Annotated in this window: 16 protein-coding genes and 1 pseudogene; 7 read left to right on the top strand and 10 right to left on the bottom strand. The window is 70.2% G+C overall.

Annotated features, from left to right (window positions below):
• Positions 1-14 precede the first annotated feature (14 nt).
• On the top strand, positions 15-227 hold the full coding sequence (locus D466_RS0102270) for a DUF3563 family protein (protein ID WP_018912074.1): 213 nt from the start codon (positions 15-17) through the stop codon (positions 225-227).
• Positions 228-279: 52 nt separating this feature from the next.
• Here D466_RS0102270 and D466_RS0102275 read toward each other — a convergent pair whose 3' ends face one another.
• Positions 280-480: a hypothetical protein gene (locus tag D466_RS0102275; protein ID WP_018912075.1), complete on the bottom strand. Its 201-nt coding sequence runs from the start codon at positions 478-480 to the stop codon at positions 280-282.
• 493 nt (positions 481-973) lie between these two features.
• Here D466_RS0102275 and D466_RS0102280 point away from each other — a divergent pair, with 493 nt between their 5' ends.
• Positions 974-1,369, top strand: coding sequence for a hypothetical protein (locus D466_RS0102280; protein ID WP_018912076.1), 396 nt, complete (start codon positions 974-976; stop codon positions 1,367-1,369).
• Positions 1,370-1,394: 25 nt separating this feature from the next.
• Here the strand turns inward: D466_RS0102280 and D466_RS0102285 are convergent, their stop codons facing one another.
• The 3 genes from D466_RS0102285 to D466_RS20305 form a co-directional block, all read right to left on the bottom strand.
• Complete coding sequence (locus D466_RS0102285) at positions 1,395-1,604, bottom strand: hypothetical protein (RefSeq protein ID WP_018912077.1); 210 nt, start codon at positions 1,602-1,604, stop codon at positions 1,395-1,397.
• A 106-nt stretch (positions 1,605-1,710) separates the two neighbouring features.
• Positions 1,711-2,079 carry a Gfo/Idh/MocA family oxidoreductase gene (locus D466_RS0102290; RefSeq protein WP_018912078.1) on the bottom strand — a complete coding sequence of 123 codons (369 nt, stop codon included), beginning with the start codon at positions 2,077-2,079 and terminating at the stop codon, positions 1,711-1,713.
• Positions 2,080-2,267: 188 nt separating this feature from the next.
• On the bottom strand, positions 2,268-3,233 hold the full coding sequence (locus D466_RS20305; protein WP_018912079.1) for an AraC family transcriptional regulator: 966 nt from the start codon (positions 3,231-3,233) through the stop codon (positions 2,268-2,270).
• An 811-nt stretch (positions 3,234-4,044) separates the two neighbouring features.
• On the opposite strand from D466_RS20305, the pseudogene D466_RS25080 reads away from it, so the two are divergent.
• From D466_RS25080 to D466_RS0102310, 3 genes and pseudogenes are all read left to right on the top strand, one after another.
• Positions 4,045-4,401 (top strand): annotated as a pseudogene (locus D466_RS25080) (methyl-accepting chemotaxis protein); the annotation flags it as partial.
• Positions 4,402-4,429: 28 nt separating this feature from the next.
• Complete coding sequence (locus tag D466_RS20315; protein WP_018912081.1) at positions 4,430-6,526, top strand: EAL domain-containing protein; 2,097 nt, start codon at positions 4,430-4,432, stop codon at positions 6,524-6,526.
• 240 nt (positions 6,527-6,766) lie between these two features.
• A complete protein-coding gene (locus D466_RS0102310) occupies positions 6,767-7,894 on the top strand; it encodes a mechanosensitive ion channel family protein (protein WP_018912082.1) in 1,128 nt (375 codons plus the stop codon).
• 16 nt (positions 7,895-7,910) lie between these two features.
• Here the strand turns inward: D466_RS0102310 and D466_RS0102315 are convergent, their stop codons facing one another.
• The 3 genes from D466_RS0102315 to D466_RS0102325 are packed head-to-tail and all read right to left on the bottom strand — an operon-like array spanning position 7,911 to position 11,469.
• Positions 7,911-9,641 (bottom strand): cobalt chelatase, encoded by a 1,731-nt coding sequence (locus D466_RS0102315; RefSeq protein WP_369759384.1) that lies wholly within the window; start codon positions 9,639-9,641, stop codon positions 7,911-7,913.
• An 8-nt stretch (positions 9,642-9,649) separates the two neighbouring features.
• Positions 9,650-10,624, bottom strand: coding sequence for a MoxR family ATPase (locus D466_RS0102320; protein ID WP_018912084.1), 975 nt, complete (start codon positions 10,622-10,624; stop codon positions 9,650-9,652).
• A gap of 26 nt (positions 10,625-10,650) precedes the next feature.
• Positions 10,651-11,469 carry an IclR family transcriptional regulator gene (locus D466_RS0102325; protein WP_018912085.1) on the bottom strand — a complete coding sequence of 273 codons (819 nt, stop codon included), beginning with the start codon at positions 11,467-11,469 and terminating at the stop codon, positions 10,651-10,653.
• A gap of 184 nt (positions 11,470-11,653) precedes the next feature.
• Here D466_RS0102325 and xsc point away from each other — a divergent pair, with 184 nt between their 5' ends.
• Together xsc and D466_RS0102335 are read left to right on the top strand one after the other, a co-directional pair.
• Positions 11,654-13,474, top strand: coding sequence for a sulfoacetaldehyde acetyltransferase (gene xsc, locus D466_RS0102330; protein ID WP_018912086.1), 1,821 nt, complete (start codon positions 11,654-11,656; stop codon positions 13,472-13,474).
• On the top strand, positions 13,471-14,493 hold the full coding sequence (locus D466_RS0102335; protein ID WP_018912087.1) for a bifunctional enoyl-CoA hydratase/phosphate acetyltransferase: 1,023 nt from the start codon (positions 13,471-13,473) through the stop codon (positions 14,491-14,493). Before xsc ends, D466_RS0102335 begins: the two co-directional genes overlap by 4 nt.
• Before the next feature lie 149 nt (positions 14,494-14,642).
• Here the strand turns inward: D466_RS0102335 and D466_RS0102340 are convergent, their stop codons facing one another.
• The 3 genes from D466_RS0102340 to D466_RS0102350 form a co-directional block, all read right to left on the bottom strand.
• A complete protein-coding gene (locus D466_RS0102340) occupies positions 14,643-16,196 on the bottom strand; it encodes a tripartite tricarboxylate transporter permease (RefSeq protein WP_018912088.1) in 1,554 nt (517 codons plus the stop codon).
• Positions 16,196-16,726: a tripartite tricarboxylate transporter TctB family protein gene (locus tag D466_RS0102345; RefSeq protein WP_018912089.1), complete on the bottom strand. Its 531-nt coding sequence runs from the start codon at positions 16,724-16,726 to the stop codon at positions 16,196-16,198. Before D466_RS0102345 ends, D466_RS0102340 begins: the two co-directional genes overlap by 1 nt.
• Before the next feature lie 61 nt (positions 16,727-16,787).
• Positions 16,788-17,780, bottom strand: a complete 993-nt coding sequence (locus D466_RS0102350; RefSeq protein WP_018912090.1) for a tripartite tricarboxylate transporter substrate binding protein — start codon at positions 17,778-17,780, stop codon at positions 16,788-16,790.
• Positions 17,781-17,832 lie beyond the last annotated feature (52 nt).

Consider the following 17,832-nt stretch of genomic DNA (forward strand, 5'->3'; position numbering starts at 1 on the left):
CGAGGGAGTTCATCATGTTCCATCCTGCCAAGTTTTTCGACGAACTGTTCCACTTCGACCCGCAACAGCGCCTGGACGAAGCCTATCTCGCGCAAGCCACCGACCTGAGCGACCTGGAGCGCCGCATGCTGGCGCTGGAAACCCAGGCCCACGAGCATATCGCGCACATCCCGGGCGGATACGCGATGCCCGACACCCTCGCCGGGCACGGGCGCCCGCGCTGGTAAGCGCACACCGGGCCGGGCACTGCCCGGCCTGGGCAGCAGGTCCAGGGCAGCCTCAGGGCTGCCGCGGTTCGAGTGCGGCGGCCACGCCCTGCGGACGCGGAGCCATGGGCGCCGAGCGCTGCGAGGCCGCGGCGCGAACCCGGCGCTCGCCGTAGCGCCGCACCAGCCAGCTCAACAGCTGGACGTCGTCGGCGCATTCGATGCGCACGCCCAGGCTCCACAGGGGCGGCTCCTCGATGGATGGATGCATCATGTCGTCCTCCTTGCGCCCGCGCGGGTTACGTGCCCGGGGGCTGCTGGCTTCCTGTTTTGCGCAACGCTAGGCGCCCCCGCGCCGCGGCGCGTTGCGATGGATCAACTTCCGTCGGCGCGTCGCCGGGCCCTCGACGGCAGCTTGCGCCGTGGCAAGAAAAAACCCGCCGGGGCGCGACGGGTGCAAGCTGCGTTCACACAGAGGCTTTCCAGGAATCGCCTGGCCGCCCCGAGAGCCCTGGACTCCCTCGGGGGGCTCCCACTCGGTCGCGGGCCGCGACCCGCGCGCGGCGCCGGGTCCGTGCGCACCGGCCGACACCGCGCTACTCAGACTAGGCCTCGCGTGTGACCGGAACATGTCAGCCGCGAGCCCGGCTCGCACCCGCGGCCCGGGCGCACAAGGCGCTTGAGTCCGCGCCGCAGGCAGCGCTATCCTCGCGTAATCGCCGCAATGCGGCTCCACGCGAGCATTCCAGCCACGAGCCGCGCCCCGCATGAAATCCCTCGACCGACCGTTCAGCGCCCCGCCGAGCATTTCCGAGACCACCGACCCACTCACCCTGGACAGCCTGCTGGACGGACTGGACCACGTCGGCCTGGACCGGCGCGGGAGCTTCCAGGCGCTGGAAGTCACCTTGTGGAGCCACCACGAAGGCTTGAGCACCGGCACCGGCGCCACGCTGGTGGGCGCGCGCCCCGGCAATGTGCTGGTCGTGCTGTCGGATTTCGCGATGAACCAGGGCGAGAAACTGGCCCTGCACCGCCCATTGCAGTTGGACGGGCCGTCGCCGCGCGTGCCCTGCCACGTGCTGTCCTCGCGCCCCGGCATGCGTGTCGGCGACGCCCGGCGCACCTACGTACTGGAATTGCAGCGCGCCCGCGCGGCCTGAGGCAGCGCCCGGCCCTGGGGCCTTTTTACAGGGAGTGCGCGGGAATGCAGGCGCCGAGTTCGCGCGCGATGCGCTGGGGCTTGGGTGACTCGCGCAGGCGCAGGCTGTGGGCCACCGCGCGGATGCGCCCGGCGTCGAAGCGCTCCAGCAGCCAATGCAACTGGCGCGCCTCCTCCGGACTCTCGACACGTACCCCCAGGCGGGTCCAGATGGGATCGCTGATCGGCGACGTCATCACTGCGTACTCCCTGCGACTGTTGTGCCCGCAGCTTACGCTGCAACGCAACATCCAGGTGTAAAAAAACGCAGGATCCGCTGACTTTCGAGCCCAGCCCGGGCCGTCAATACCCGGTGTCCGTGTGCACCTGCGGCAGGTCCTCGGAGGTGAGCATGGACCACACCAGACGCGCGACGCTTTCCGGGGCGATGACGGTGCGTGAATTACCCCGGGTCGCCAGGCCCTGGCGCAGGCTCTGGCGCACCGCCAGCTGACCGCTGAGGTCGAACACGATATCGATGCCCGCGGCCTGGCCCAGCAATTCGTTCAGGCTGAGCACCGGGATCCCCGCCGCCTCCGCGGCGGCACGCCCGGGCGTTTGCCCGGTTTCCGCGACCGCGGCGATCTCCAGTCCGCGCGACGCGCGCCCGAGCATGGCTTCGAGAAAGCGGGAACCCACACGTCCCAGGCCCACGATCGCGATTCGTTGCATTGAAGTCTCCTCCCTGTGTGTCGTGCCCCGCTTCCAGGCTGGGGTCCGTGCAATCCTGTCGCGGATGGTACCCAATGGCGCAGCTTCGCGGCGCACCGGGCGGGTAAACACGCAGGTCTGGCGCAGCCAGCCGGGCCTGCTGTCCAACGACTCGGCCTCGTTGCGCTATGACCGCCGCGGCCGTGCGTTCAGTCCTGCTCGATCGCGCGCAGGCGCCTGCGCATGGCGCCCGGCGTCACCCCGTACTCGGACCTGAAACGCCGCACGAAATGCGAGGCATCGGCGTAGCCCACGCGGCGGCCGATCTCGGCGACCGACAGGGCCTCGAAATGCCGGTCGCCCAACAGGCGCAGGGCCACCGCCATGCGCTGTGCCTGCAGGCGCTCGGCGAAGGAGCTGCCGTCGCGTGCGAGCGCGCGGTGCAGGGTGCGCTCGGAGACCCCGAGCTCGGCGGCCACCTCGGCCGAGGTCAGGCCGAATTTCCCGAAGTGCCGTTGCACGCAGGACTGCGCCAGGGCGGCCAGATGGTCCGCGTCCAGCGCGCGCGCGCCCTCCGGCGCCCGCTCGCGCAGCGCCAGCGCCAGCAGGCTGCCGAACTGGGTCGCCAGCAGATCGCGCTGCGCGGCCAGCGTGTCCAGGCGCTGCGGCTGGATCTGGCGCAGCATCAGCGACAGGACCGAACTCCAGCCGGAGTCGGCGCGCAGCACCTGGGGCGCATCGAATGCGGCCTCCGGCAGCCAGGCGCGCAGCCACGACGCGGTGAGGGAAATGGAAAGGGTCCGCGTGCGGCCGGGGCGGCGCATCTCGAAACCCTTGCGGAAATCCGCGCAGACGATGTCGCCGGGGGCCAGCGCGAAACCTTCGCGCCCGCCGCGCAGGGTCCATTCCGACGGGGTGTCCATCACCATCAGCAGCACGTCCGCGTCGCTGCAGGCACGATCGGCCGGCGCCTCCGGCAGGACCATGCGCGGCACGGCCGAGTCCACCCAGGACATGCGCAGGGGCCCGCAGCTGGCCTGCAGCAGCGAGGCCTCGACGCTGGCCTCGCGCGGCATGTCCATCTCGGCATGGAAGATCTGGTCGCGCAACAGCGCGAGCCAGTAGTCGCGTGCCATCCACGGCGGAACGTCGCTGGTGGACCAGCGCTTGAGCATGGCAGGACACACGTGAGGCGCGCTCCTCGGCGGGATGGGAAGGCTTGCGGGGCGCGAGTATAGGCAACCCAACAGCTTCCAGGAATGTTTTGTTACGTAGATATCTCACTTGCGCAACCTATGGGAATCACCGAGCAATACATGGCGTTCCGATTCCATGGCCTGGCAAGTTTCGGCCATACACCAATGCTTCCGATCCTTATTCTCAGGAGGTCCACACTGCGAATGGAGATCGGGTGCGATGACCCCAGAGCAATTGCTGTTCATGGCCGAGAACCTGCTCGGCCCGCTGTCGACCCTGGAGATGCTGGCCGAGGCCGACGAAGCCTACGAGAACAAGTTGTTGTTCATGAACGCCGCCGCCCGGGAACTGTTCGCGCAACGCCGCTCCGAACTGAATGGCTATCTGCACGGCGCCGATGTCGCGGACTCCGCCGGCAGGAGCATCCACCAGTTCCACCGCAACCCCTCTGTGCAGAAGGAGATCTTCCGGGACCTGATGGAGGGCAGGCGTTCCAGCTACGTGGTGAGCCTGGGGCTGGGCAAGTCCCGCTACCAGATCAGTGTCTATCCGGTGCGCACGCTCGACGGCCGGCTCGTGGCCTTTCACGCCAGCTGGCTGGACATCACCGCGCGCACCGCGGTGGAGCAGTTGTCCCGCACCCTGCTGGAGGCCTCCGAGGGACTGCAGGCGGAAATGCAGTCCAGCCTGCGCGGGCTGGAAAGCGCGGTGGACGTGCTGCATGCACTGCAGGACCTCGCGCAAAAGAGCTCCCAAAGCGTGGAGTCGCTGAGTTCGGCCGCCAAGAGCATCGGCGGCATCGTGCAGACCATCCGCGAAATCGCCGCGCAGACCAACTTGCTGGCGCTCAACGCGGCGATCGAGGCCGCGCGGGCCGGGGACCACGGGCGGGGCTTCGCCGTGGTGGCCGACGAAGTACGCAATCTCGCGCTGCGCGTGCAGGACGCGACCTCGCGAGTGCAGCAACACGTCGAGGCCATCGGCACCGAGGTCGAGGGCATCACGCGGCACACGGACCAGGGCCGGCGCACCACGCGCGACGCGGTGTCCACCATCCAGATCGTGTCGACCCAGTTCCAGGGCGTGGGCGGCCTGTCCAACGAGCTGCTCGGCACGGCCCGGCACCTCGAGGAGGTCATGGCCTGAACGGCCCCGCTCGTTCCCGCCGCCGCGCATGACCCCGCCCATGGTGCTCGCCCCTCTCTCGCCCGAGGCCATCTACGGGCCCGCCGTGGCCCCGCTGCTGGAGATGCTGCAGCGCTCCGCCGCCGCGTTGACGCAGGGCTTCGCGCAGCGCTTCTACGGTTCGCTGATGCAGGCGCGCGAGACGCGCGCCGTGCTCGATCTGCTGGGCAGCGGCGAGTTCCAGCGCCTGCAGTCCGCGCAGACCCGGCACCTGCTGATGTTGCTGGACCCGCTGCTCGAGGCCGAGGCTCACCGCGCGAAGGCTCGTCGCGTGGGCAGGGTGCACGCGCTGGTGGGCGTGGACATGATGTGGCTGATCGATGCCTACAACCTGTACCAGCAGGCGCTGCACGATGCGCTGCGCGACCTGCCCAGGCAGGCACGCCTGCAATTGCAGCATGTGCTCGACCGCCGGCTGCTGCTCGACCTGCAGGCGCAGAGCGCCGGATACCAGCAGGTCGACGAGGAACTGTCGCTGGCCCTGACCAGCATCCAGCAGGCGGCGATGACCGCGCGCAGCACCATCGACCTGTACCAGGGTGTGCTCCGGGCCCTGGCGGGCATCGACGGCGTGCTGGCGGTCAACGTCGCGCGCCTGGGCGCGCAGGAAGTGCTGGAGATCGAGGCCATCGACGGGGTGCTGGCGCAGGCGTACGCGGATGCCATCCGCGCCGGCGGGGCCCCACCCATCCGCATCGCGCGCGACGCGCCCGGCGGCGGCGAGCCCGAGGGCGTGGCGGCGCGCGCCTGGCGCTCGGCCCAGGTCACGAGCAGCGACGCCTACCAGCTCGATCCCGGGGTGGAGCCCTGGCACGCGCTGGGCATGCGCCTGGGCTTTCGCTCCAGCGTGGCGATCCCGCTGGCCGACGAGGCCGGCCAGACCTTCGCGCTGCTCAGCGTCTACAGCCGCTGGCCCGGATTCTTCCGCGCCCGCGGCCGGCAGCTGTTCCTGCAGCATGTCCAGCAGACCCTGGCGCTGGCGGCGCTGCGCCACGTCCAGGGCCACGTGGTCGCGCACAGCTTCCGCCAGCATTACCGGGAACTGATCGCCACGCGTGCCATGACCTTGCTGTATCAGCCCATCGTCGACCTGAGGACGGGCGCGCTGCGCAAGGTCGAGGCGCTCGGCCGCCTGCTTCGCCCCGACGGCACCCTGATCAGCCCCGGCGAGTTCCTGCCCACGCTGGGCAACCACGACCTGCTGCGCCTGTTCGAGTTCGGCGTCGAGCAGGTCTGCCGCGACCTGGCGGACTGGCATGCGAAGGGCCTGCATCTGGCGGTGTCGTTGAACCTGCCGCCGCAGGGCATCGGCGACCCGGCCTACCGGGAGGCGCTGCTGCGCACCCTGCGCGACACCCGCACCGACAGCCGACTGCTGGAGCTCGAGATCCTGGAGTCGCAGGACTTCAAGCAGGCGGAGAACCGCGACCTGTTCCTGCGCGAGCTGAAGACCCTGGGCATCCGCCTGGTCCAGGACGACCTGGGATCGGGGCATAGCTCGCTGCTGCGTCTGGACAGCATGCCCTTCGACGAGGTGAAGATCGACCAGGGCCTGGTGCGCCGGGCGGCCCGCAAGCACCCGCACCGCGCCTTCGGATTCATCTACTACCTCACGCAGCTGGCGCACGAGCTGGGGGTGTCGGTCACCGTGGAGGGCCTGGAGAGCCAAGGCCTGATCGAGGCGGCGGCCGTCATGGGGGCCGATTGCGGACAGGGCTTCGGCATCGCCCGCCCCATGCCGGCCGCGGAGGTCGGGGCCTGGGCGCTGGCGCGCCGCGAAGCCGTCGACCCGCTCAACCCGCGCACGCCCTGGGGCGCGCTCGCCGGCTACCTGCTGTGGGACCGCGAACTCAAGGCGCTGGATCCCTGGCCCGACCTGGCCGAGGATTTCGTGCGCGCGCCCTGTCGGGTACAGCGCTACATCGAACGCCACGACCCCGGCAACGCGCGTCTGCAGCAACTGCTCGACAAGAACCACGCGGTGGCGCTGCGCGGCTCCTCGGGGCGCATGTACCGGCTCACGCGCCACGACGTGATCCAGTCGCTGGCCGAACTGGGCCGCCGAAGCGCGCCGACCGTGCGCTGAATCGGCCGGGGCTCCGGGGCGCGGCGGGAACTCGCGTCCGCGCAGCGCTCCATGACCCGGCGCGATTGAACCTAGAATGCTTCGCACCGCCCCGTCGGGAGCGCACGCTCGCTGCGGCTCCCGCGCGGTCCCTGCTTCGCGGCCTGCGCCGCGAAGCGTGCGGGCCCTCCATGGCTTGCGCGCCGCGCGCGCGGCCCCGCGCCCGCCCACCCTGCCCCGCAGGGTCCATCGACTCAAGGCATGCATGAACAACTGCTGACCCGAGCTGCCGCATGGATCGGCACGCACGGCCCCGAATCCGCCGCGATCGGGCTGAGCCTGCTGGCGCTGCCGGCCTTCGCGCTGGGCGCGCGCCTGGTGCTGCGGGCCCAGCGCTCGGGCGGCATCGGCCCGCTGTTGTGGATGCGCACGCGCCGGGCGCTCGGCGCCGTGTGGACCCTGCTGGTGCTGCGCCTGGACCTGCTGCTGCTCCATGCCCGGCACGCGGCACCGGAGTGGCTGTTGCTGGCCCTGCAACTGGCGCTGATCGCCAGCCTGACCTGGTTGAGCATGCGTCTGGTGCATGCCTGCGGCGAGGCCGTCACGCTGCGCCGCGGCGGCCTCGGCCTGCCCGAGGATCCCCGGCTGCTCGACACCAATCTGCAAGCGCGCGGCGCGCTCACCCGCGCCAGGGTGCTCACGCGCGTGGTCAATCTGCTGGTGGCGCTGGTCGGGCTGGGCCTGGCGCTGATGAGCATTCCAGGCGTGCGCCAGATCGGCACCAGCCTGCTGGCCTCGGCGGGGATCGCCGGCGTGGTCGTGGGTTTCGCCGCGCGTCCCGTGCTGAGCAATCTGCTGGCCGGGCTGCAGATCGCGCTGACCGAGCCGATCCGCATCAACGACGTGTTGATCGTGGAGGGCGAATGGGGGCGCGTGGAGGAGATCACGGGCACCTACGTGGTGTTCAGGATCTGGGACGACCGGCGCCTGATCCTGCCCTTGCAGTGGTTCATCGAGCACCCCTTCGAGAACTGGACCCGCACCAGCGCGAGCCTGCTGGTCACGGTGTTCCTGTGGGTGGACTACGGCATGCCGGTGCAGGCGCTGCGCGACGAGCTCAAGCGCCTGTGCGCCGCCGATCCGGATTGGGACGGACGCCACGCGCTGGTGCACGTGACCGAGTCCAACGACCAGGCGCTGCAAGTTCGCCTGCTCATGAGCGCGGCCAACTCGGCGCGCGCATGGGAGCTGCGCTGCCGCGTGCGCGAGTCCATGGTGTCGTACCTGCAGCGCGAATGGCCGCAGCATCTGCCCCGGCGCCGCCTGCGCTGGCCGGCCGAGGACGACGAGGCCTCGGCGCCGCCATGGAAGGCGCGCGAGGCCTCCTGAAGCGCTCGGCGCGCGCTCAGGCGCGCGCGATCAGCGTCAGCAGTTCGCGCAAGGCGCCGTTGCCGCGCAACTGCGACAGGTCCAGCGCGACGCTGAGCGGATACAGCGCGCCGAGGTCGAGTCCCACGCCCACGCCCATCACCTCGGCCTCGCCGCGCGCGCGCAGGCGCTGCACCACGTCCACCAGGTGCTGTTCGAGGTAGCCCGGCGGATTGACGTTCTCGCTGGCGGTGTCCATCGGGCAGCCGTCGGAGATCACCAGCAGCAGGCGCCGGCGGTGGCCCAGGCCCTGCATGCGCGAGGCGGCCCATTGCACCGCCTCCCCGTCAACCCCCTCGCGGTACAGATCGGGCTTGAGCAGCGCGGCGATGCCGGCGCGCGAGCGCCGCCACGAGGACTCGCGGGCCTTGAACACCAGATGCGTGACCTCGTTGAGCCGCCCGGGATGCCGGGGCTGGCCGGCTCGCAGCCAGTCGCGCCGCGCGCGCCCGCCGTTCCAGGCACCTGTCGTGAAGCCGAGGATCTCGTGCTCGACACCGGCGAGATCCAGCGCGCGCGAGAAGGCGTCCACCAGCAGCGCCACCGGCTCGGCATGCTGGCGCATGGAGCCCGAGCAGTCGATCAGGAAACTCAGCATGCAGTCGGCCAGCGGCTGGCTGGGCTGCTCCACGAACAGCCGGCGCTCGGCCGGCGAGGCCACGAGCCGGGCCAGGCGGCGCCCGTCGATGCGCCCCTGCTCGTGCCCCCCCTCCCAGCCGTCGGGCTGCGCGCGCGCGAGCAAGGCGCGCAGCTGGGCGCCCAGGCGTCCGACGTGGATGCCGCTGGCGGCCGCCAGCGCGTCCAGGCGCTCGCGCAGCTCGCGCAGCAGCTCGGGGCGCACCAGCGCGGCCGCCTGCAGCTCGCGGTCCCAGGCGCGCGTGAACACGCGGTAGCTCACGGCGTCGGCCGGTGCTGTGCCGCGGCTGGAGGGTGCCGCCTGCAGGGCCTCGCCGTCGCCGCCGTCCGGCTCCAGCAGCCATTCGAAACCGTTGCGGCTGTCCTGGCCCTCGGCCGCGTCGGAGTCCTCCGACGCGCCGGCCTGCTCGCGCGCCTGGCGCGCGCGCAGGCCCACCTGCGCCGCGAGTTCCAGCGCCACCCGCGCGTAGGCCTGCTGGTCCTCGCGCAGGCGCGTGAGGTCGCGCAGCGCCGGGCCCAGCACCTCGGCCATGCCGAAACGCGTGCCTTCGATGAGGTCGGCGATAGGCTCGGGCAGTTCCTCGCCGTTGATGCGCGTGCGCGCCACCTGGGCCACCGCGAACACCAGGAGGCCCAGCGTGCCCTCGGTCAGCCCGGAGGCCACGAACTCCTCGGACCAGGCGCGGAAGCGATGTTCCAGGTTGCGCCGCAACCCGAGCTGCACGGCCGGCGCGAGCGATTCCACGCGGAACTGCTCGAGCATGTCGAACACCAGGCGCTCGAGCGCGTCGGCGGGCTGCAGGCGCTGGTGCAAGGCGCCATCCGAGCGCGACACGCGCAGGGCCAGGCCGTCGGCGGCGCCGCGCAGCGAGCCCAGGTCGGCCTGGCCGAACACCGGATACAGATGGGCGGCGAAGCGCGGCAGGCGCTGCGCGCCGCGCCACAGCCCGCCGCCCCGCCACTGCAGCTGCGCCTGCCCCGACACGGCGCGGATAGCCGCGCCGCACAGTTCCTCCAGGCGTCGTTGCTGGCGCGCCAGCGCGCGTTGCTCGTCCATCACAGCTTCGCTCACACGCTGCCTCAGGCCGCCGCGGCGGCGGCCCCGGTGCCGAGCTCCTCGCCGAAACAGCGCTGGTAGTACTCGGCCACCAGCGTGCGCTCGGCGTCGTCGCACTTGTTCAGAAAGGACAGCCGGAATGCCAGCGCCGGGTCGCGGAAGATCTCGCAGTTCTCGGCCCAGGTGATCACGGTGCGCGGGGACATCAGCGTGGACACGTCGCCGGCGGCGAAACCGCGGCGCGTGAGCTCGGCCACGGCCACCATGCGCGCCACGAGCTCGCGCCCGGCCGGCGTGTCCTTGCCCGGCACGCGCGCCAGCACGATGGCGATTTCCTCCGCCGCCGGCAGGTAGCTCAGCGAGGCGACGATGTCCCAGCGGTCCATCTGCGCGTGGTTCAGGCGCTGCACGCCCTGGTACAGGCCGTTGAGGTTGCCCAGGCCGACGGTGTTGGCGGTGGCGAACAGGCGAAAGTGCGCATGCGGGCTGAGCACGCGGTTCTGGTCGGTGAGCGTGAACTTGCCGTCGCGCTCGAGGATGCGCTGGATCACGAACATCACGTCGGGGCGCCCGGCGTCGTATTCGTCGAAGATCAGCGCCACCGGGCGCTGCAGCGCCCAGGGCACGATGCCCTCCTGGAATTCGGTGACCTGCGCGCCGTCGCGCAGCACCACCGCGTCCTTGCCCACCAGGTCCAGGCGGCTGATGTGGGCGTCCAGGTTCACGCGCACGCAGGGCCAGTTCAGGCGAGCGGCAACCTGCTCGATGTGCGTGGACTTGCCCGTGCCGTGCAGGCCCTGCACCAGCACGCGGCGGTTGCGCCGGAAACCGGCCAGCAACGCCAGCGTGACGTCGGGGTTGAAGCGGTAGGCCTCGTCCACCTCGGGCACGTGGTCGTCGCGCTCGGCGAAGGCCGGCACCTGGAGATCGGAGTCGATGCCGAAGGTTTCGCGCACGCCGAGCATGCGCTCGGGCCGCAGGTCGTTCAGGTCGGTCATGGTGGATCGAAGCTTGGAAGGGTTGGTCAGGCGCGGTGCGCGCGGGGCATGGCATCGGCCTCGATGCGCGCCAGCGCCTCGGCCGCGCGGCGCAGCGCCGGCAGCACCTGCGGCGCGCGCTCGGGGCTCAGGCGCATCACCGGGGCCTGCACGGCCACGCACAGGTTGCTCAGGCGCCCGGGCTCGGCCGGCACGGCGACGGCCACGCACAGCAGGCCGGGCAGGAATTCCTCGCGGTCCAGCGCGTAGCCCTGCTCGCGCACCTGATCGAGCTCGCGCTCGAGCACAGCGGGCTCGGTGATGGTGGCCCCGGTGTAGGCGTCCAGTGGCACGTGGTCGAGCAGGCGCCGGCGCTGCGCCGGCTTCATCTGCGCCAGCATCAGCTTGCCGCTGGCCGAGCAATGCACCGGCACGCGCGAACCCGGGTGCAGATAGAAGCGCAGCGGCGCCGCGGTCTCCACGCGATCCAGGTACACCACCTCGCTGCCCGCCAGCGCCGTGATGTTGCAGCTCTCGCCGAGTTCCTGCACCACCGAGCGCAGCACCATGCGGCGCGCTCCGTTGAAGCTGTCGTTGAGCATGATCTGCTCGGCCAGCCGGCGCAGGCGCAGCCCGGCGGCGTAATGCCGCGCGTCGCCCTGGCGCTGCAGCAGGGCGGCCTGTTCGAGCTGCGCCAGCATGCGGTGCACGGTGGGCTTGGGCAGGCCCAGTTCCACGGCCATCGACTGCAGCGTGAAGGGCTGGTCGCGTCCGGCCACCGCCTCGAGCAGCCCGAACAGCCGCGCCAGCGGCGTGTCCGCGGCGCCCGCGCTGTGCACGGGGGGCGGGATGTCAAGGCTTTGCATGGACTCGGGCTCGGGGAAGGGGTGGTTGTGATTTCGATTTTTGAAACATCATATACCGGAATCCGGAATTCGCTGTTGACTCACGGACGGGCCGAACCTATAGTTCGCCCACCGTCGAGTGGAATGTTGCGTCTCGTTTTTCGCAAATCCATCGCCGTCCTGTTCCCACCGGAGACTTCCCGCCATGAGCCAGACCCCTCCCGCCGACAACCGCAAAGTCGTCACCGGCGTGCAAAAGATGACCCCTTCCGAGGCCTTTGTCGAAACCCTGGTCGCCAATGGGGTGACAGACATCTTCGGCATCATGGGCTCGGCCTTCATGGATGCGATGGACATCTTCGCGCCGGCCGGCATTCGCCTGATTCCCGTGGTGCACGAGCAAGGCGCCGCGCACATGGCCGATGGCTACGCCCGCGTCAGCGGCCGCCACGGCGTGGTGATCGGGCAGAACGGCCCCGGCATCAGCAACTGCGTCACGGCGATTGCCGCCGCCTACTGGGCGCACAGCCCGGTGGTCATCGTCACCCCCGAGACCGGCACCATGGGCATGGGCCTGGGAGGCTTCCAGGAGGCCAACCAGCTGCCGATGTTCCAGGAGTTCACCAAGTACCAGGGTCACGTGGTCAACCCCAAACGCATGGCCGAGTTCACCGGCCGCTGCTTCGACCGCGCCATCAGCGAGATGGGACCGACCCAGCTCAACATCCCGCGCGACTACTTCTACGGCGAGATCCAGTGCGAGATCCCGCGCCCGATGCGCGTGGACCGCGGAGCCGGCGGCGAGCAGAGCCTGAACGACGCGGCCGAACTGCTGGCGCAGGCCAAGTTCCCGGTGATCCTCGCCGGCGGCGGCGTGGTCATGGGCGACGCGGTCGAGGAATGCAAGCAGCTGGCCGAACGCCTGGGCGCTCCGGTGGTCACCGGCTACCTGCGCAACGATGCCTTCCCCGCCAGCCACCCGCTGTGGGCCGGCCCGCTGGGCTACCAGGGCTCCAAGGCGGCCATGAAGCTGATCGCCCAGGCCGACGTGGTGGTGGCGCTGGGCTCGCGCATGGGCCCCTTCGGCACCCTGCCGCAGCACGGCATGGACTACTGGCCCAAGAACGCCAAGATCATCCAGGTCGAGGCCGATCACACCAACCTGGGCCTGGTGAAAAAGATCACGGTGGGCATCTGCGGCGACGCCAAGGCGGCCGCCAAGGCCATCGCGCAGCGCCTGCAGGGCCGCACGCTGGCCTGCGACGCGAGCAAGGCCCAGCGCGCCGACACCATCCGCTCCGAGAAGGCGACCTGGGAGAAGGAACTCGACGCCTGGACCCACGAGCTCGACGCCTACAGCCTGGACATGATCGAGGAGGCGAAGCAGGAGAAGCCCTTCAGCGGCGGCGACTACCTGCACCCGCGCCAGGTGCTGCGCGAACTCGAGAAGGCCATGCCGCCGCGCGCCATGGTGTCCACCGACATCGGCAACATCAACTCGGTGGCCAACAGCTACCTGCGCTTCGAGGAGCCGCGCAGCTTTTTCGCGCCCATGAGCTTCGGCAACTGCGGCTACGCGCTGCCGACCATCATCGGCGCCAAGCTGGCGGCGCCCGACCGCCCGGCCATCGCCTACGCCGGCGACGGCGCCTGGGGCATGAGCATGGTGGAGATCATGACCTGCGTGCGCCACGACATCCCGGTCACCGCGGTGGTGTTCCACAACCGCCAGTGGGGCGCGGAGAAGAAGAACCAGGTGGACTTCTACAACCGCCGCTTCGTCGCCGGCGAGCTGGAAAGCGAGAGCTTCGCCGGCATCGCGCGCGCCATGGGCTCGGAAGCCATCGTGGTCGACCGCCTGGAGGACGTGGGCGCGGCGCTCAAACGCGCTGTGGACATGCAGATGAACCAGCGCAAGACCTGCGTGATCGAGATCATGTGCACCCGTGAACTGGGCGACCCCTTCCGGCGCGACGCGCTGAGCAAGCCGGTGCGCTTCCTCGACAAGTACAAGGACTACGTGTGAAGGCCGGCCCCGTCCCCCCGGGCGGGGTCGCGCCCGGCGCGGGTTGCGGGGGCGCCGGCGAGTCCCGCGGCGACCCGGGCTCGTCCCGCGACTTTCCGCGCCTGCGCGAGCTCATCGAGCGCGCCCGCCTCGTCGCCTCGCGGGAACGCGCGCGCGTCGGGCTGGTGCATCCCTGCGATGCGCTGGCCCTGCAGGCCGCCCGGTTGATCCGCGACGAAGGCGTCGCGCAGCCCCTGCTGGTCGGCAACCGGCGCCTGATCGAGGTCGCGGCCGAGCAGGCCGGCGTCGACGCGCGGGACTTCGAGATCGCCGAGACCGCCGCCGACGCGCCCGCGGCGGCGGCCCGTGCGGTCGAGCTGGCCCGCGAGGGCACGCTGCGCGCGCTGATGAAGGGCTCGCTGCACACCGACGAGCTGATGTCCGCCGTGGTGCACCGGGAAACCGGCCTGCGCTCGAGCCGGCGCATCAGCCACGCCTTCGTGTTCGACCTGCCCCGCTATCACAAGCTGCTGGCCCTGGCCGATTGCGTGGTGAACATCACGCCGGACCTGAAGTCCAAGCTCGACATCGTCGGCAATGCGCTGGACCTGCTACGCCGCATCGGCGTCGCCCACCCCTCGGCGGCGGTCGTGGCCGCGGTGGAGACCGTGAACCCGGCGATCGCCGCGACCCTGGACGCCCAGGAACTGGTGCGCCTGGGGCGCGAGGGCCGCTGGGGCGACGCCGACATCGAGGGCCCGCTGGGCTTCGACAACGCCTTCTCCGCGCAGGCGGCGCGCACCAAGCGCATCGAGTCCGTGCACGCCGGAGACTTCGACCTCATGGTCGTGCCCGACCTCAACGCCGGCAACATGCTCTACAAGAGCTTCGTCTACGTGGGCGGCGGCGAGTGCGCCGGACTGGTGCTGGGCGCACGCGTGCCCATCGTGCTGACCTCCCGCGCCGATTCGCTCACCGCGCGTGTGGCCTCCGTCGCGCTGGCGGCGATCGCCACCCGCGAGGACGCGGCGCAGCCCTGAGGGTTCCCGCGCCGGGCCGCGGCCCGGCGCGCGGGGGCGCGGCAAAAAAAGGGGCCTCGTGCGCAAGCGCGACGAGGCCCGGACAAACACGAGGATCTCGGACCGGCACACCACCCCGGCGGGCGGCGTGCCTGTGCATCCTGCGCGCCTCAGCCGCGCGGATGGGAGGCGGTTCCGGCGATCGCCGGCCGGCGCCCTCGCCGGCGCAGCCAGTGCAGCAATTCGCGCGAGACGGGGTAGAACACCGCGAAGGCGGACATCGCCAGCAGGGTGCCGCTGAGGGGCTCGATGAAGGGCGCCGTCCAGTTGCCGTGGTGCACCACCATGCTGCGCATGAAGTTGGTCTCGCCGATGGGCCCGAGGATCGCGCCCAGCACCATGGGCGAGATCGGGAAACGGTACTTCTCGAACAGATAGCCCAGCACGCCGAAGATCAGGATCATCCAGACGTCGGACATGGAGTTGCGGTCGGCGTAGGCCCCCACCAGGCAGAACAGCACCACGATGGCGTTGAGCAGGTACTGCGGGATCAGCAGCACGCGCACGACCAGGCGGATCCAGAAAAAGCCGATCAGGCACATGCCGATCACCGCCACGAACATCGAGGCCAGGATGGTGTAGACCGTCACCCGCGAGGCCGGATCCGACAGCAGCATGGGCCCGGGCTGCACGCCGTGCAGCAGGAAGGCCGCCAGGATCACCGCGGTGGCGGCGCTGCCGGGAATGCCCAGCGTGAGCATGGGGATCAGGTGTCCGGCCACCGAGGCGGTGGAGCCGATCTGCGGCGCCACGATGCCGCTGGGGTGCCCGGTGCCCAGCTTGGCGCGCTCGCGTCCGTACTGCTTCTCCACGCCGTAGCAGATGAAGGAGGTGATGGTCGCGCCGGCTCCCGGAACCACCCCCAGCAGCGTGCCCAGCACGCTGCTGCGCAGGATGGTGCCGCGCACCCCCCAGATCTCGCGCAGGCGCGGGAACGTGGTCTGCACCTTCACCTTGGCATCGGAGGGCGCGCCCTTGATGGCCAGGCCCTGCCCGATGCGCTTGAACACCTCGCCCAGGCCGTACATGCCCACCAGCACCGCGACCAGCTGCACGCCGTCGCCCAGGATGGGCACGCCGAAGGTGTAGCGACTGACGCCGTAGATGCTGTCCACGCCGATGCAGGCCACCAGCAGCCCCAGGGAAAGGCTCACGAAGGCTTTGACCAGCGACTTGCCGGCCAGCGAGACCACCGTGGTCAGGCCGAACACGATGGCGGCGAAGTAGTCCTCGGAATTGAACTTCAGGGCCACGTCGGTCAGCGGCTGGGTCAGCGCGACCATCACCGCGGAAGACACCAGGCCGCCGATCAGCGCGGCCACCAGCGCCCAGCCCAGCGGCTTGGCCGCGCCCTCGCGCTTGCCCATGGTGTAGCCGTCCCACAGCAAGGGAACGTCGTTGGGCTCGCCCGGGATGCGGTAGAGGATGGTGGTGAAACACCCGCCGTAGGTGCCGGAGAAGTAGATCGAGGTGAGCAGGATCACCGCCGGCTCGATGTCCATCTTGTAGGTGAAGGGCAGCGCCAGGATCACGCCCATGACGAAACCCAGCCCCGGCATGATGGACACCAGCATGCCCACCAGGATGCCCACGACCAGCATGAGCAGGTCGTAGGGCTGGAACACGTGCATCAGCCCGATGGCCAGATCGTGCAGAACGTTCATCAGTGGATCCCCAGCAGCTTGAACACCAGCAGCGAGACCTGCATGAAAGGTCCGACGCCCAGCGGTAGCGACACGTACACGACCTTCATGAAAATCAGCGTGAACACCCCGGACAGCGCCAGCGCCGTCCACGGAAGCCAGGCCCAGCGCCGCATGCCGCCGATGAGCAGCAGCGCGCCGGCGAACAGCAAGGTGGCGATGAAAAAGCCCAGGTACGGCATCGAGGCCACGTACACCCCGGTGGCCGCCACCCCCACCCACACCAGGTAGGGATGGGTCTCGGGCGGCGACAGCAGCGCCTCGTCGACCGGCTCGGGCTCCAGCGCCTCGCCCGACGCGAAGACCGCGCCCAGCAGCCCGACCAGCGACACCGCGGCGAGCAGCACGCAGATCATCTTGGGCCACAGGTCGGGCCCGGGCATGCGGGCCGTGCTGAGAATGGGGAACCGGTCGGCCTGCATGTACAGGAACACGGCCAGCGCGAGGGTGATCAGGTATGGGATCACGCGCTTGAGCATGCTGGTGGACATCGCCTCTCCCTGGCAATCGATCCGGCGTGGGCGCCGCGCCCGCGGCGCGGCGCCCACGCGTTTACTTCGAGATCTCGATCGTGTGCTCGGCCTGGCGCAGCCAGCCTGCCATGAAGGCGTCGGCGTTCTGCATGGGCACGTAGCTGTTCGGATCGGCGTACTGCTGGTTCAGGTAGGCCTTGAACTCGGGAGTCTGCGCCACCTTGGCCAGCGCGTCGGCAAGCTTCTTCACACGGTCAGGCGGCGTACCGGCCTTGACCACGATGGCCCGGAACTGCGGCAGGGTCACGTCCAGCCCGAGCTGGCCCGACACGGGCACCTTCTCGAAGGCGGGAATCGGCACCGGCTTGGGATAGAAGAACAGCACCGGGCGGAACTTGCCAGAATCGAAGTAGCTGCGCACGTCGCCCGTCTGCTCGTACACGATGTCGGCATTGCCGCCGAGGATCGAGCTGTAGCGCTGGCCGGGCTTGGCGAAGGGCACCGACTCGAGCTTGATGCCCAGCTTGTGCGCCAGGTAGCGGGTGGTGATGTCGTCGGCACTGCCGAAACCGGTCACCGCGACGGTGAGGGTCTTCTTCTTGGCGGCGTTCTCCACGTCCTGCCAGGTCTTCAACGGGCCCTTGGCATTGACCCAGTAGCCCGAGGGCTGCTGGATCATGATGGCCAGCGGGATGATCTGGTTGAGCTTGAACGGCGGGTTCTTGCCCGACAGTAGCGCGAAGGTGTCGCCGATCAGCACGGCGACGTTGTAGCCGTCGGCCGGCGAGGTCAACAGCTTGGTCATGCCGACCACGCCGTCCGCGCCGGGCACGTTGATCACGGGCAGCGACACGCCGAGCTGCTTCTCCATGATCTTCGAGGAGGTGCGCGCCAGCAGGTCGGCACCGCCGCCGGCCCCCCAGGGCACGATGAAGTTGATCGGGTGGTCCGGGTAGGCCGCGTGCGCCAGGGGCAAGGCGGCGGCCAGGCCCAGCGCGCAGGCCGCCTTGCGCAGGCGCCCCGTCCACGACGCACGCGGCGTCTCGCTTCCTCGGGTTGATGAATGCAGCATGGTCTGTCTCCTGTTGGCTTTGTATCAGGGTACTGCCAGGTGTGTCGCCGGG

The organism is Thiomonas sp. FB-6 (assembly GCF_000377645.1).
Taxonomy (GTDB): Bacteria; Pseudomonadota; Gammaproteobacteria; order Burkholderiales; family Burkholderiaceae_C; genus Thiomonas_A.

Coding starts and splice junctions, on each gene's coding strand:
- D466_RS0102270 (WP_018912074.1), top strand. CDS start 15: ATGTTCCATCCTGCCAAGTTTTTCGACGAACTGTTCCACTTCGACCCG.
- D466_RS0102275 (WP_018912075.1), bottom strand. CDS start 480: ATGATGCATCCATCCATCGAGGAGCCGCCCCTGTGGAGCCTGGGCGTG.
- D466_RS0102280 (WP_018912076.1), top strand. CDS start 974: ATGAAATCCCTCGACCGACCGTTCAGCGCCCCGCCGAGCATTTCCGAG.
- D466_RS0102285 (WP_018912077.1), bottom strand. CDS start 1,604: ATGACGTCGCCGATCAGCGATCCCATCTGGACCCGCCTGGGGGTACGT.
- D466_RS0102290 (WP_018912078.1), bottom strand. CDS start 2,079: ATGCAACGAATCGCGATCGTGGGCCTGGGACGTGTGGGTTCCCGCTTT.
- D466_RS20305 (WP_018912079.1), bottom strand. CDS start 3,233: ATGCTCAAGCGCTGGTCCACCAGCGACGTTCCGCCGTGGATGGCACGC.
- D466_RS20315 (WP_018912081.1), top strand. CDS start 4,430: ATGACCCCGCCCATGGTGCTCGCCCCTCTCTCGCCCGAGGCCATCTAC.
- D466_RS0102310 (WP_018912082.1), top strand. CDS start 6,767: ATGCATGAACAACTGCTGACCCGAGCTGCCGCATGGATCGGCACGCAC.
- D466_RS0102320 (WP_018912084.1), bottom strand. CDS start 10,624: ATGACCGACCTGAACGACCTGCGGCCCGAGCGCATGCTCGGCGTGCGC.
- D466_RS0102325 (WP_018912085.1), bottom strand. CDS start 11,469: ATGCAAAGCCTTGACATCCCGCCCCCCGTGCACAGCGCGGGCGCCGCG.
- xsc (WP_018912086.1), top strand. CDS start 11,654: ATGAGCCAGACCCCTCCCGCCGACAACCGCAAAGTCGTCACCGGCGTG.
- D466_RS0102340 (WP_018912088.1), bottom strand. CDS start 16,196: ATGAACGTTCTGCACGATCTGGCCATCGGGCTGATGCACGTGTTCCAG.
- D466_RS0102345 (WP_018912089.1), bottom strand. CDS start 16,726: ATGTCCACCAGCATGCTCAAGCGCGTGATCCCATACCTGATCACCCTC.
- D466_RS0102350 (WP_018912090.1), bottom strand. CDS start 17,780: ATGCTGCATTCATCAACCCGAGGAAGCGAGACGCCGCGTGCGTCGTGG.